At 66.8% G+C, this 13,167-nt stretch carries 8 protein-coding genes and 1 tRNA gene; 5 read left to right on the forward strand and 4 right to left on the reverse strand.

Annotation, left to right across the window (positions count from 1 at the left end; translation table 11 throughout):
• Positions 1–24 precede the first annotated feature (24 nt).
• Positions 25–1,314, forward strand: coding sequence for an NAD(P)/FAD-dependent oxidoreductase (locus LC062_RS04805; protein ID WP_224909903.1), 1,290 nt, complete (start codon positions 25–27; stop codon positions 1,312–1,314).
• Positions 1,315–1,348: 34 nt separating this feature from the next.
• On the opposite strand, the gene LC062_RS04810 is transcribed toward LC062_RS04805, so the two are convergent.
• The 4 genes from LC062_RS04810 to LC062_RS04825 all read right to left on the reverse strand — a co-directional run bounded on the left by LC062_RS04810 (position 1,349) and on the right by LC062_RS04825 (position 9,835).
• Positions 1,349–3,064, reverse strand: a complete 1,716-nt coding sequence (locus tag LC062_RS04810) for an ABC transporter permease (RefSeq protein ID WP_224909904.1) — start codon at positions 3,062–3,064, stop codon at positions 1,349–1,351.
• 98 nt (positions 3,065–3,162) lie between these two features.
• Positions 3,163–4,149 carry a Fe(3+) ABC transporter substrate-binding protein gene (locus tag LC062_RS04815; RefSeq protein WP_224910318.1) on the reverse strand — a complete coding sequence of 329 codons (987 nt, stop codon included), beginning with the start codon at positions 4,147–4,149 and terminating at the stop codon, positions 3,163–3,165.
• A 357-nt stretch (positions 4,150–4,506) separates the two neighbouring features.
• Entirely contained in the window at positions 4,507–5,469 is a 963-nt protein-coding gene (locus LC062_RS04820; protein WP_224909905.1) for a threonine dehydratase, read from the reverse strand.
• Between the two features lie 103 nt (positions 5,470–5,572).
• Positions 5,573–9,835, reverse strand: a complete 4,263-nt coding sequence (locus LC062_RS04825) for a sensor histidine kinase (protein ID WP_224909906.1) — start codon at positions 9,833–9,835, stop codon at positions 5,573–5,575.
• A 368-nt stretch (positions 9,836–10,203) separates the two neighbouring features.
• Here LC062_RS04825 and LC062_RS04830 point away from each other — a divergent pair, with 368 nt between their 5' ends.
• From LC062_RS04830 to LC062_RS04845, 4 genes are all read left to right on the forward strand, one after another.
• A complete protein-coding gene (locus tag LC062_RS04830) occupies positions 10,204–10,587 on the forward strand; it encodes a phasin (protein WP_224909907.1) in 384 nt (127 codons plus the stop codon).
• A 363-nt stretch (positions 10,588–10,950) separates the two neighbouring features.
• A complete protein-coding gene (locus tag LC062_RS04835) occupies positions 10,951–11,466 on the forward strand; it encodes a phasin (RefSeq protein WP_224909908.1) in 516 nt (171 codons plus the stop codon).
• Between the two features lie 178 nt (positions 11,467–11,644).
• Positions 11,645–11,721 (forward strand) — tRNA-His (locus LC062_RS04840).
• A 178-nt stretch (positions 11,722–11,899) separates the two neighbouring features.
• The gene (locus LC062_RS04845) at positions 11,900–13,135 is read left to right on the forward strand and encodes an MFS transporter (protein WP_224909909.1); all 1,236 of its coding nucleotides are present in this window, start codon (positions 11,900–11,902) and stop codon (positions 13,133–13,135) included.
• Positions 13,136–13,167: the final 32 nt, after the last annotated feature.

Below are 13,167 nucleotides of genomic sequence, written 5' to 3' on the forward strand. Positions count from 1 at the left end.
GCGGATCGCTTGAGGAGAGGCCCCGTGACGGACATCGCCGCCCCCCATGCCCCGTCCTTCTATGCGGCCACCGTGCCGGAGGCGCCGGTTCGTCCGGCGCTCGCCGGTCGGACCCGGGCGGATGTGGCGGTGGTCGGCGGTGGCTTCACCGGGCTCAACGCCGCGCTCACCCTGACGCAAGCCGGGCGCCAGGTGGTGCTGGTGGAGCAGAACCGCATCGGCTGGGGCGCGAGCGGGCGCAATGGCGGCCAGTTGCACAGCGGCCAGCGGCGCGATCAGGACCATCTGGAGGCGGCCTTCGGGCTGGAGCGTGCCCGCCGGCTGTGGGAGCTGGCGGAGGAGGCCAAGGCGCTGCTGCTTGGCCGGGTCGAGCGTCACGGCATCGACTGCGACTGGATGCCCGGCCTGATCGAGGCGGCGCACAAGCCCGCCCATGTGGCGGAAGGCTGGCACTACGCGGAAAAGCTGGCCCGCGACTACGGCTATGACAAGGTGACACCGCTCACGCGCGAGGAGCTGGCGGCGGCCATCGGCACGCCGGTCTATTTCGGAGGAACGCGGGATGCCGGCGCCGGCCATCTGCATCCCCTGAAGCTGGCGCTGGGCCTGGCTGCGGCCATCGAGGCGGCGGGCGGAACCATCCACGAAACGACGGCGGCAACGTCGATCACGCCGCAGGGCGGACGGGTCCAAGTAGCCACCACCCATGGCGAGATCGACGCGGGCGAGGTGCTTCTGGCCGGCAATGGCTATCTCGACGGGCTCGATGCCGACAGCGAGGCGCGGGTTCTGCCGATCAACAATTTCATCCTGACCACCGAGCCGCTCAGCGAGGCCGAGGCCGATGCCCTGATCCCGGGTCGGGAGGCGGTGTCGGACACCCGTTTCGTGGTGCATTACTGGCGCCTGACCAGGGATCGCCGCATGCTGTTCGGCGGCGGCGAAACCTATCGGCGCGGCTTCCCGGCCGATATCGAGGGCTTCGTGCGCACGCATATGCGCAAGGTCTATCCGCAGCTCGCCGAGGTGCCGGTCGCCCATGCCTGGGGCGGGACGCTGGGGGTGACGCAGACGCGCATGCCCTGCCTACGGCGCAGCCGTCCGGGCGTCTATGTCGCCGCCGGCTTTTCCGGCCACGGCATTGCCATGGCCGGTTTCTGCGGTCATGTGACGGCGCAGGCGATGCTCGGCGACAGCGAGCGCTTCGATGTGTTCTCGGCCCTGCCGACGCCGAAGTTCCCCGGCGGGCGGCTGCTGCGCTGGCCGATCCTGGTGCTGGCGATGAGCTGGTTCGCCCTGCGCGACCGGCTGTAACCGGTCTGGCGGGAAACCAGGTTTTGCTAGCCGATCAGCCGCGGGCGCTCTTGCGGCCGCGGAAGCTCTGCGCCGAGGACCAGGCCAGGAGCACCGCCGGTGCCAGTCCCACCAGCACGATGACGAGCGCCGGGACGGCGCCTTCGGCGAAGGCCTCGCGCGAGGCGGCATTGTAGACCGTGGTCGCCAGCGTTTCGAAATTGAACGGCCGCAGCAGGATCGTCGCCGGCAGTTCCTTCATGCAATCGACAAAGGCCAGAAGCACGGCTGTCAGCAGGATCGGCCGGATCAAGGGCAGATGCACCTCGAACAGGGTGCGTACGGAGTTGCGGCCAAGGGTGCGGGCCGCCATGTCGAGATGCGGCGTGACCTTGCCGAAGCCGCCCTCGATCTGCCCATGCGCCACCGCCAGGAAGCGGACCATATAGGCGTAGATGAGAGCGGCGCCCGAGCCGAGCATGATGAGGCCGGTGCCGACCCCGAAGACGGAGCGGGAAAAGCCGTCGATGAAATTGTCGAAGGCGGCGAGCGGGATCAGGATGCCGACCGCGAGGACGGTGCCGGGAATGGCATAGCCGATGGAAGCGACGCGGCCGAACAGCTGGGTCGCCGGATTGTGCTGGATCCGCTGAGCGTAGGTCAGAAGAATGCCGATGGCCACCGTCAGCAGCGCGGCGGTGATCGACAGCACCAGACTGTTGCCGACCGCCGCCATCAGCGCCGGATCGAACAGCTCATCGAGGCGCCGGCTGGCATAGTCGACCAGCAGTGCGGCCGGCAGGACGAAGCCGAGCAGCACCGGCAGGGCGCAGGCGAGGATGGCCAGGCCTGCGCGCGGGCCGGTGAGCTGGTAGCTCGGCAGCGCCAGATAGCGCGAGGTGGTGATGTGGAAGCGCTGCTTGCGCCGGGCATAGCGCTCCGCCCACAGCAGAAGAAAGACGATCGCCAGCATGCCGCAGGCAAGCTGGGCCGCACCGGCGAGGCTGGAACGGTGGATCCAGGTGTCATAGACGGAAAACGTCATGGTGTTGACGCCGAAGAAGGTCACCGCGCCGATATCGTTGAGGCATTCCATCAGGGCCAGCGACAGCCCGACGACGATGGCCGGCCGGGCAAGCGGCAGGGCGACGACGAAGAACAGCCGCATCGGTCCGGCGCCGAGGGTGCGCGAGACGTCGAGGGCGCAGGCCGATTGCAAGAGGAACGAGGCCCGGGTGGTCAGATAGACATAAGGGTAGAGCACGAAGCCCATGACGAAGATCGCCCCGCCGAGGGAGCGGATCTCGGGAAACCAGTAGTCGCGTGAGGTCTTGAAACCGAACAACGCCCGGAGGGCGCCCTGCACTGGGCCGGTGTAGTCGAGGATCTCCACATAGGTGTAGGCGATGATGTAGGTCGGCACCGCCAGCGGGATCAACAGCGCCCAGTCGAACAGCGCCCGTCCGGGAAAGCGGCACATGGTCACCAGCCAGGCGGTGCCGACGCCGACGACCAGGGTGATCGCCCCGACCCCGAGCATCAACAGGCCGGTGGTGATGAGCGAGGACGGCAGCACGGTGCCAAGCAGATGGGTCCAGACCTCACCGGTCGGCTGCACCGCGATCACCACCAGCGCCAGGATCGGCAGCAGGGTGAGCGCGGCCATCAGAAAACCGATGGCGAGCAGAACCCGGTCCGAGCGGGTCATGGCGGAGACCGGCCGGACCGCCGCTGCGGCATCGAACGTCGGGGTGGAAACGGTGCTGCTCATGGGGCGCTCATGCGTCCGGATCTGTCGGGGGCGAAACGGCGAACGGCGCCCGGCCTGATCTGGCCGGGCGCCGCCCTATGCGGAAAGGGAGACGTCGGTCAGCTCGACGGGCCGTCGTTGAAGCCGACCTTGTCGACCAGCTCGCTGGCGGTCTTGCGGTTGTTGGCGATATCGGCCAGCGGCAGGCTGTCCGGCTTGATGTCGCCCCAGGACTTCACGCGCTCGGACACGGCCACGCCCGGCTTGACCGGGTATTCGTAGTTCACCTCGGCATAGACCTGCTGCGCCGCGTCGGAGGAGAGGAACTCGATCAGCTTCAGCGCTTCGGCCGGATGCGGCGCGTTCTTGGCCATCACCACGCCGGAGATGTTCACATGGGTGCCGCGATCCTGGGTGTTCGGGAACAGGATCTTGACCGAGTTGGCCCAGTCCTTCTGCTCCGGTTCCTTCTCGTTGGTCTGCATCTTGCCCATGTAGTAGGTGTTGCCGAGCGAGATGTCGCATTCGCCGGCGAAGATCGCCTTCACCTGGGCCCGGTCATTGCCGGAGGGCTTGCTGGCGAGGTTGTCGCGCACACCAGCGAGCCATTCCTCGGTCTTCTCCGCGCCGTGATGGGCGACCATCGAGGCGAACAGGCCGATGGAATAGACATGCTGGCCGGAGCGGGTGCAGATGCGGCCGCGCCACTTCTCGTCGGCGAGCTCCTCATAGGTGATGCTGTCCTGCTTGACCCGGTCCCTGGAGGCATAGACGACGCGGGCGCGGGTGGTCAGGCCGATCCAGTGGCCTTCCGGATCGCGGAATTCGGCCGGGATGTTGGCATTGACCACCTCGGACGACACCGGCTGGGTGATGCCGAGCTGCTTGGCCCCGTCAAGACGTCCGATATCGACGGTCATCATCACATCCGCCGGGGAGTTCGCGCCTTCCGCCTGAATCCGCTCCGCGAGCCCGTCGGAGGCGAAGATGACGTTGGTCTTGATGCCGGTCTCTTTCGTGAAGGCATCGAGCAGCGGCTGGATCAGCACCGGCTGGCGATAGGAATAGATGTTGACCTCACCATCGGCCAGCGCCGGGGTCGCCATCGCGGCGGTGGTGAAAAGCGCCGCGGCCAGGAGGCCGGAGCGTGTCGGACGGATCGTCTTGGTCATGTCAGTCTCCACAGGCACAGGGGGCAAGGCCCTGCCGCGTTCTTGCAATTGGGTCGCGCTGGCAACTGGCGCCAACACCGCGCATCCTAAAAAGAAGAGTGTAAGTGTCAAGATAATTTCCAAGTTATTTCAATACCTTGGAATTATTCCAAACTGCCTCGGTCGAAAATCTGTGCGCTGCTGCATAAGGGTTTTTGCGAATGGTTCGCGAAAGCTGTGTGGAGTCAAGCCGTTACCTTCGGTGGGGGAGGTGGTGGCTCGGGCTGTACGGCTGCCGGGCCGCAACCGGTCTCAGACCGTGGGGGTTTTGCCGCCGAGCACCTGATGCATCCATTCGGTATCGATGTTCTGTCCGGTGAACACCACGCCCGGATGGCTGCCGCGCGGCTTGTCGGCAAGCAGCGCCGCCAGCGCCGCCGCGCCGGCCCCTTCTGTCACCGTATGGGTTGTGCGGAAGGCAAGGCGGATGGCGTCGGCGATCTGGTCGTCGCTGACCCGGACGATGTCTTCGGCCCCGGCGCGAATGACCGCCAGCGCCGCCTCGCTGGGGCAGCGCACGGCCATGCCATCGGCGAAGGTGTTGGCGCTGTCCGTGTCTTCCAGCTGGCCGCTTTCCAGGGATCGGGCATAGGCATCGGCTCGTTCCGAGACGACGCCGACGATCCGGGTCTTCAGGCCGAGCGCGTCGCGGGCGGAGATCATCCCGCAAATGCCCGATCCCAGGCCGATCGGCACGTAGACCACGTCAAGCTCGGGCACGGCGCGCAGGAACTCCATGCCGTAGGTGGCGACACCGCGCACCAGATCGACATGAAAGCTGGGCACCAGCGTCAGCCCGCGTTCATCGGCAAGCTCCGCAGCATGGGCGCGGGCCGCGTCGAAATCCTCGCCATGCTCGATCAGTTCCGCGCCGAAGGCGCGCATGGCCGCGTTCTTCTCGCGCGAATTGCCATGGGGCACGACGATGGTGCAGCCAAGGCCGAAGCGGCGGGCGGCGAAGGCAAGGCTCTGTCCATGGTTGCCCCGGGTCGCCGAGACGACGCCCGCGCCGCGCGGGGCATGGGCGGCGAAATCCTGCAGCATCACCAAGCCGCCGCGCACCTTGAAGGCGCCGGTCGGCGTGTGATTCTCATGCTTGACATGGACCGGGCGACCGACGGCCTCGGCCAGAAGCGGCCAGGCATATTGCGGGGTCGGACGCATCGACCGGTAAACGATTTCGGCGGCGTCCTCGATGGCGGCGAGCGTGAGCATGAAACCTCTTGGGATCTGGAAGGGGGATGAGACTGCCGCGCCTTGTCGGCGCGGTCAATCCGGCAGAGGGCAACCGGGCGGTCGCCCATCTGCGAGAGGGGGGCTACTCGGCCAGCACCCGCTGCGGCGGGAAGGTGATCTCCACCAGCGTGCCCTGATGCAGCTCCGAATCGATGCGGAAGCTCGCCCGGTTGGCCTCCACCAGCGCCTTGGTCAGCGGCAGGCCGAGTCCGGTGCCGCCGCCGTGCCGGGCGGTGTGGAGCTGGCGGAACGGTTCCATCGCCGCGCCGAGGTCCTTGGCACTCATGCCCATGCCGGTGTCGCGCACCCTCAGGATCACCTCGCCGCTGTCCTCCAGCGCCGTGGAGACGATCACCTGGCCGCCGGGCTGGTTGAACTTGATGGCATTGGACAGGAGGTTGAGGATGATCTGCCGCACAGAGCGCCCATCGGCGACGATGCTGGGCACGGAGCCGGGCAGGCTGGCCCGGATGATCACCCGCTCCCGATTGGCCTGCGGCTGCATCAACGCCACGCATTCGCGGATGATGTCATTCGCCGAGACCGCCTCGAAGGTGAGATCGAGCTTGCCCGCCTCGATCTTCGACAGGTCGAGCAGGTCGTTGATCAGGCTCATGATATGCGAGCCGGAATTGTGGATGTCGCGCAGGTAGCCCTTGTAGCGGTCGTTGCCGACCGGGCCGAAGCGCTCTTCCATCATCACCTCGGAAAAGCCGATGATGGCATTGAGCGGGGTGCGGATCTCGTGGCTGATCTTGGCAAGGAAGTCGGACTTCTGCGAGCTGGCGTTTTCCGCCTGCCGCTTGGCGTCGGTCAGCTCTTCCTCGGCGGTCTTCCACTGGGTGATGTCGCGCAGCACCGTGCAGAAACGCGGACCTTCCGCATTGCTGCCAACCCGGCCGATGGTCATGAACAGCGGGATCAGCCCGCCGGAGCGGACCTGGCCGATCACCTCGCGCCCGTCGTTGAGCACGCTGGCGACGCCGTTGCGCGCCAGCCCTTCCAGATAGTCATTGGCGTCCCGATGGCTTTCCGGCGCCAGATAGCCGGTCAGCGCGGCGCCGATCATCTCGTCGCGCGAGGCGCCAAACAGGGCCTCCGCCGACCGGTTGACCTTGAGGATGCGCCCCTCTTCGTTCAAGAGCAAAACCCCGTCGGTGGCGGTCTCCAGCACCGCATCCATCTCCGACAGATGCTCTTCGGCGATGTTGAGCGCGGTCTGCACCTCATGCAGTCGGTCGAGGGCTGCCTCTTGCGCCGGATCGTGCCGGTCGAGCAGCGAGACCATCAGCGCCTTGCCATCCTGCCAGGGAACGCTGTGCAGCCGCGCCTTCACCGGCTTGGTGCCGCCATCGGCAAGGCAAATGCGCATGGTCCGCTCAGTCATCGAGCCGGGGGGCGCGCCCGGCCAGTCCTCCGGTTCGGCGAAGAGCGCGCTCAGGCCGCCGGCTGCGCGCAGCGCGGCAAGGGTCGGATAGCCGAGAAGATCGAGCAGGGTGGTATTGGCATAGCAGACGTCATCGCCATCGATGATGCCGACGCCGACCGGCAGCCGGTCGAGAAGCCCGGTGCTGGCAGTCTGCACAGGCGTCCCGCCGCCATCCGTATCGCGGGCCGGTTTCGCGGGCTGGGGCGTGTCGACCGGTTTCAACGTCTCGGGCACATCGCCGCGCGAGGGTACATGCGCCTCGCGGATCCGCCGGCCAAGGTCGATGATCGAGCCGGCGGGAACTGCCGGAGCCGCCGGAGCCGCCGGAGCCACCGGCTCCGCGTGCCGGCTCGGGGACGGGGCCTCGTCCTCCGCTTCCGGGGTGGCGCCGAGCGCCTCGGCGATCTTGCGAAACGCTTCCCGTTCGGGCTTCGACAGGCGCGAGGCATCAAGTGCCGGGTCCGCTGACCTCGGTGCGCTCGGCGTCTGGCTTTCCGGTGCTGTCGTCGGCGGCGGGGGAGCCGCGCTCTCCGGCGGCACTCCGTCCTCGATGGCGGCGGGCTCCATCGCGGCGGGCGCCGTGATCTCCTCGCGGGAAAACAGATCGGCTGCGCGCCCATCGTCCTGCGGCACGATGACGGTCTCTTCCGGTTGGGCGGCCTCCGCGTCCGGTGCGACGGGCTCTGCGGCGGACGCTTGCCCTGTGTCAGGCGCATCCTGCGCGAGCGAACCATCGGCGTCACGCTCCTGGGCGAGACGGTCGGCCCTTGCCGCTTTCGCCCGGCCGGCGATCAGCGCCGCCATGGCCGACAGCCCCGAGACCACCGCGCCACTGCTCCGTCGCGGCGCCGGCTCTGCCGTATCTTCGGGGGCATTGCTTGCAATCGGTTCCGGTGCGGCCTGCGGTTCGGCCGCTTCCGGCAGCGCGGCCGGTGCCGGTGCCGGTGCCTCGGGCGCGGTGCTGGCAAGAGGCGTCTCGGTGACTGGGGCCTCGGCAGGAGGGGCTTGAACGTCGTCAGTCAGCGCCTCGTTGATCTGAACCTCCTCGCCCAAAACCGCGCTGGCGGGCGTCTCGGCAGGGGAGGCGATAGCCGCCGCCTCATCTGGCGCTGCCTGCTGCGGCGTGGCGCTGTCCGGTTGCTCGACGGTCGCGGTGGTGTCTCGCAGGCGGAGGCCGGGGCCGATCTCCAGCGGATCCCGGGTCGCCTCGCCGGTACGACAGACGCCGAATCCCCGGAAGCCTTCGAACACGCGATGCCGGTCGAAGGCAGGCAGCGCCGCCATGTCCACCGGCACCTTGAGGGCGGCGCCGCTGACCGGCCAGCGCACGGTGCGCCCGCTCCAGGTGTCCCGGCGGGTCAGCGAGGCGGCAATGCCGCCTTCCGGATCGAGCTGGAAACGCTCGGCCACCTCGGTCCAGGTCAGGCCGAGCACATCGGCCGCCTCCGGGCCGAGCGCCTCGGTGAATTCCGGAGAGAGGAAGGTGAAGCGCTGGTCGATGTCCATCTTCCAGGCAAAACGCACCGGCCGCGGATGCGGCGTGAACACAAAACCGCTGGCCGAGGTAGGGGCCTCCGGGGCCGGCGTCGCGGCGTCCTGCACGGCGCTGTCGCGGTCAAGGTCCATTGCGGCGGTGGGTCCGAGGGCGCCGTCTGTCGTCGCCGTTGCGATCTCCTTCGGAGTGCTGGCCGTCTCGGCGACGGGCCGCTCTTCGCTGGCCCGGCCTTCGCTGGCCCGGTCTCCGCTGGTCTGATCTCCGCTGCCGGTAGCCGTCTCGCTGCAGGGAAGCACGTCCTCAAGTGCCTCTTGCGCCATGCTCGCAGCCGCTGCTTCGGGCGCCTTTTCGGCGGAGATCCCGGCAAGCACGCTGGCCATGTCCGGCAGGTCCTCGTCTTTCGCAAGCGGCGGCGTGTCGGAAGCCGGAGAGGCAGTCTCCGCCGTGCCGGACAGGAAGCGGGTGGCGCTGGCCAGGGCAAACAGGCCGGTGCTCGGCACCGCCGGCCGGGCGTCCAAGGGCCGCTCTTCCCTCTGCTCGGTTGGCCTCTGCTTGGTTGGCAGGCGCTCCGCGTCAAGGAGGAAGTCCTTGGCCTCGGCATGATCGCCAAGCGCGGCTGGCGCGGGGAACGTGTCGGGTCTGCCGTCATGCCCTATGCGGGGCGTGATGCTTGCGGCCGTTGTTTCCTCTGGCAGGCTTGCCTCTTGCTGCGCGGCGGAAGGCGTGGGCATGCCTGCGCCGGTGACTGCCGGGGCCGGAGCGGATCGGGCACCCTTCGTGCCGGTCTCCACCACCAGCAACTCGCCGCCATCATCCAGGGCGAGCAGGGCCGCGTCCCGCAAGGTTCCGTCGATCGCCAGCGGTGCAACCACCGGCGAGTGCTTGCCGGCGCGGCGCAGGTTGGTGCGCTCCGCGCCCTCCGGGGGCGGAAGGCTGCCGTCCGAGTGCCGCAGCGTGCCATCGGAGCCGAACAGGAAGGCGGCGCGATCGTCGTCGGCGAGCAGGCGGCACAGGGAAATCGCTGGCTCCTCGGTCTGGCCAGCGTTGATGGACGGCGCGTCATTGGCGACGATCAGGGCGCCGCTGTCGCCATCGGGCAGGGAAATCCGCCGGCAGGTGCAGGTCAGCAGCATCACCCGCAGACCGCGATAGAAGCGCAGGCGGTCGATGCTGTCCCGGTCGGCCGGTCCGGTGGCGGCAATCCGGGCGATATGGGGGCGGGCGGGCGCGCGGGCCAGACCATAGACATCGGCAAGGCCAGCCAGGGAGTGTGCGCCGAAAAAGGCCGCGCCGGCGGCGTTTGCCCACAGGATCGTCTTGCCGTCGGCGGCCCAGATCCAGGCGGGGCGGCGGTCGGTCAGGTAGATATTGGCGGCGGCCAATCCGCTCAAGGCCATGAAGTTGCGCAAATGGCTGTTCATGGGCGCGCTGTCTCCACCGTTGCTGTTTGTCCCGGGACGGTTCGACCGCTCACCCGCATCAAGGGAACGGACCGTGCCTGCTGGGCCAAAGTCGGTAAACAAAATGTAAATATCGTGTCCGTCACGAGTCGTCCACGCCGGCTACGGGTATTGGCGCCATTGTCTCGCACGGTGGTTAACAGGCAATGCAACGATTGCACCGGGCTATACGGCGAAAGGCGGTGGCGAATACCTGAAGCGGGACTATCCCTCAATGTGATCTTTCCTTTAAGATCAACAGGCAGGATAGGGCGGTGCGACCATCCGGCAATGGGATGTTCCGGCAGGCTGGCCGGGGGCCGGCCGGCAAGTGAAGGAGAAGCGGACTGATGGCAAGCAACAAGAGCAGCTTTGAAATCCCCGAGCAGATGCGGCAGATGGCGGATCAGAGCGTCGATCAGGCGCGCAAGGCATTCGATGAGTACATGGCGGCAACCCGCAAGACCGTGAGCACCGTCGAGGACAAGGCCAGTTCGATGAAGGCCGGAGCCGATGATCTGGGGCGCAAGGCGCTGGAATACACCGAGGAACACGTGTCTGCGGCGTTCGAACTTGCCCAGAAGATGGTGCGTGCCAGCGATGTGCAGGAAATGATGGCGTTGCAGAGCGACTACATGCGCAAGCAGATGGAAGCGCTGGGCGAGCAGGTTCGCGAGCTTGGTGACAAGGCGGCGAAAACTGCTCAGGACGCGGTCAAGCCGGGCAAGGACTGACCGCGCAAGGGCCAATAGCCGAAACGTAAGGACCGGGGACGGGAGCCTTGGCCCCCGTCCCGACGCTGTATTATCATATGCTGGCGACACCTCCCGCAGGTGCGGCGATCCGGGGTGACGGAAAGCTTCGTGCCGCATCCGGCAGAGGGCTCGGCACGGGCTCCCGGATTTCCGGGGCTGCGCACCTGCGGATGCCGGCTTGCATGTTGTGCGCCGCAATAAAATGTTGCAATGCACAATAGGCGGGTTTATATAGGTGGTGTAGCTGGCGACGACGCGTACCCAAGGCGCATCGGTCGCAGAACATCTTCCCCGGGATGAGACAGGCGCTGGGCCGCTATCCCGGCCACAGGAGTTTGACACATGACCGAGACCAAGACCGCAGCGCAGGCCAAGACGGCGCGTGCCAAGACCGCAGAAACCGCCGCCGACGCGACCGTGGCGGCTTTCCCGAATTTCGAGGCCTTCGCTCTGCCGAAGATGGAAGTCCCGACGCTGACCCGCGAGATGGCCGAGAAGGGCATCGAGCAGGCCCGTGATGCCTATGCCAAGATCAAGTCGGCAGCCGAAGAGGCGACCGATCTGATGGAAGACGGCTTCGAGACCACCCGTCGCGGCGTTCTGGACTTCAACCGCAAGGCTGTCGATGCGGCCAAGACCAACAGCGACGCGACCTTCCAGTTCGTGAAGGACCTGTTCGAGGTCAAGTCGGTTGCCGAGATGATCGAGCTTCAGGCCTCCTTCGCCCGCAGCCAGTTCGACGCGCTGAGCGGCCAGGCCAAGGACATGCAGGAGCTGTCCACCAAGCTGGCCACCGAAGTGTCCGGCAGCGTCAAGGACGCGATCGAGAAGACCACGAAGGACTTCAAGGCGGCTTGACGTTCTGACGATGGCTGAGTAATAGCGGTGAAACCCGGCTCGTGAGAGCCGGGTTTTGCTTGTCCGCCGGGCATCTCGGCGGCAGTATGAAATTGGCTGTGGACACGGGTGGCGCAAGCGGGATGCAGGCTCTTGCATTCAGGCGAAATTGCCACTAGGTTCCGCCACCAATCGATGTGCAGACGTAGCTCAGTTGGTTAGAGCGTCGGATTGTGGCTCCGAAGGTCGTTGGTTCAACTCCAACCGTCTGTACCATTTCTTCCTGACTTGACTGTTCGTTCCGGTCCCGGCGCTGAAAGGCGGCGGGTTTTTTGTGCGTGGACGGCGGCGGCCAGGGGGCGCCCGTGCTGGGGGGCGTGCGTGCCCTTGACAGGGCGCTTGAACCGCCTTCCAGATTGGGCCCTTGGCGGCAGGCGGAAAGCGAGCCCTGGTCATGTCCTTTCTGGCAAAGAGCGAACAGCCGTCCTCCTATCCGAACTACCGTATCTGGCTGGACACCATCTACCTGCGCTCCTGGCTCGCCGTCTTCCTGTCCATGTCCGGAACGTTCCTGCTGCTGCTGACCCTGTCCACGGTGGTCTACGCGCAAACCGGTTCGGCCTTCTGGTCGGCGGCGGTTTTTGCCAGCCAGTGGATCCTCGCGATTCTCAGCCCGCCTGCGGTCGCCTGGCTGGCGCAGCGGTTCCAGCCGGTCATGTTGCTGGCGTGGGCGGATTTTCTGGCGGCAGTGATGGTCATCGCAGCGGGGCTTGTCTTTCCGGTGTCGCTGGTGGCATGTCTGGTGCTGTTGGCGATCCATGGCGTCCTCGATGCCATCAACAGATCGCTGCGGGTGCTGCCGTTGAAGGTGCATGTGCCGCCGGAGCATCTCAAGGCGGCGGTTGCCTATTTCTCCACGGCGCAATATCTCGCCTTCGGCGTCGGACCGCTCGTCGGCATCCTGCTGGTCGACCGGTTGACGGTGGTGGAGATCGCGGCGCTCGACGCCCTGTCCTTCGTCGCCTCCGGCTGCCTCTACCTGAGCTTCCGCAAGCTGACGATCGGGATGGGGGGAGCGTTTTCCGGCGTCGCCGCGCTCTGGCGTGAAACCCGAGCGGTGGTGGCGAAAAATGCGCTGCTGCGCCGAGCCTTGCTCTATCTCATCGTGATCGTGTCGCTGTATCAGGGCTTTCACAACGTGGCGCGGTCGGAATTTGCCTTCGGCTATCTCGGCATGTCGCTGGACGGCACAATGTATGTGCAACTGGTTGCCAGCGTCGGCATCGTTGCCGGAGCGCTCTTCGCCGGGCGCCTCAGCCGGCATGTGCCGGCCTATTCCAGCGCCTTACCCTTGTTGGTCGCCACGGCCCTGGGGTGCCTCGCGATCTTCCTGCCGCTGGGCACGGAGGCGATGCTGGTTCTCTACGGGGTCTTCATGGCACTTTTCGAGGTGGCGTTCATGGTCTGTCAGGCAGAGGTCGTCGCCGAGTGTCCGCTGCCCTCGCTGCCGGCTGTCAACGCCGGCAGTTTCGCGGCGATGACCACCGGCATGATGCTGATGGTGTTCGCCGGAGCGGCGGCCACGGATTTGACATCGCTGTTCGCTGTTGCCCTGGGCATCGGTGCGTTGGCGCTGGTCTTGGGCTTGCTGATCAACCGGCGAACCGGCATGGGGGCCGAGGCGCGCTAACCGGGTGCAAGCCCCGGAAGGCTAGGGGCGGC

Origin of the sequence: Stappia indica (genome assembly GCF_020177335.1) — a bacterium.
Classification (GTDB): domain Bacteria; phylum Pseudomonadota; class Alphaproteobacteria; order Rhizobiales; family Stappiaceae; genus Stappia; species Stappia indica_B.

What these genes read in the sequence shown, in the direction of transcription:
- LC062_RS04810 (WP_224909904.1), bottom strand. Translation starts at nt 3,064, where the DNA reads ATGAGCAGCACCGTTTCCACCCCGACGTTCGATGCCGCAGCGGCGGTC.
- LC062_RS04815 (WP_224910318.1), bottom strand. Translation starts at nt 4,149, where the DNA reads ATGGCGACCCCGGCGCTGGCCGATGGTGAGGTCAACATCTATTCCTAT.
- LC062_RS04820 (WP_224909905.1), bottom strand. Translation starts at nt 5,469, where the DNA reads ATGCTCACGCTCGCCGCCATCGAGGACGCCGCCGAAATCGTTTACCGG.
- LC062_RS04825 (WP_224909906.1), bottom strand. Translation starts at nt 9,835, where the DNA reads ATGAACAGCCATTTGCGCAACTTCATGGCCTTGAGCGGATTGGCCGCC.
- LC062_RS04830 (WP_224909907.1), top strand. Translation starts at nt 10,204, where the DNA reads ATGGCAAGCAACAAGAGCAGCTTTGAAATCCCCGAGCAGATGCGGCAG.
- LC062_RS04835 (WP_224909908.1), top strand. Translation starts at nt 10,951, where the DNA reads ATGACCGAGACCAAGACCGCAGCGCAGGCCAAGACGGCGCGTGCCAAG.
- LC062_RS04845 (WP_224909909.1), top strand. Translation starts at nt 11,900, where the DNA reads ATGTCCTTTCTGGCAAAGAGCGAACAGCCGTCCTCCTATCCGAACTAC.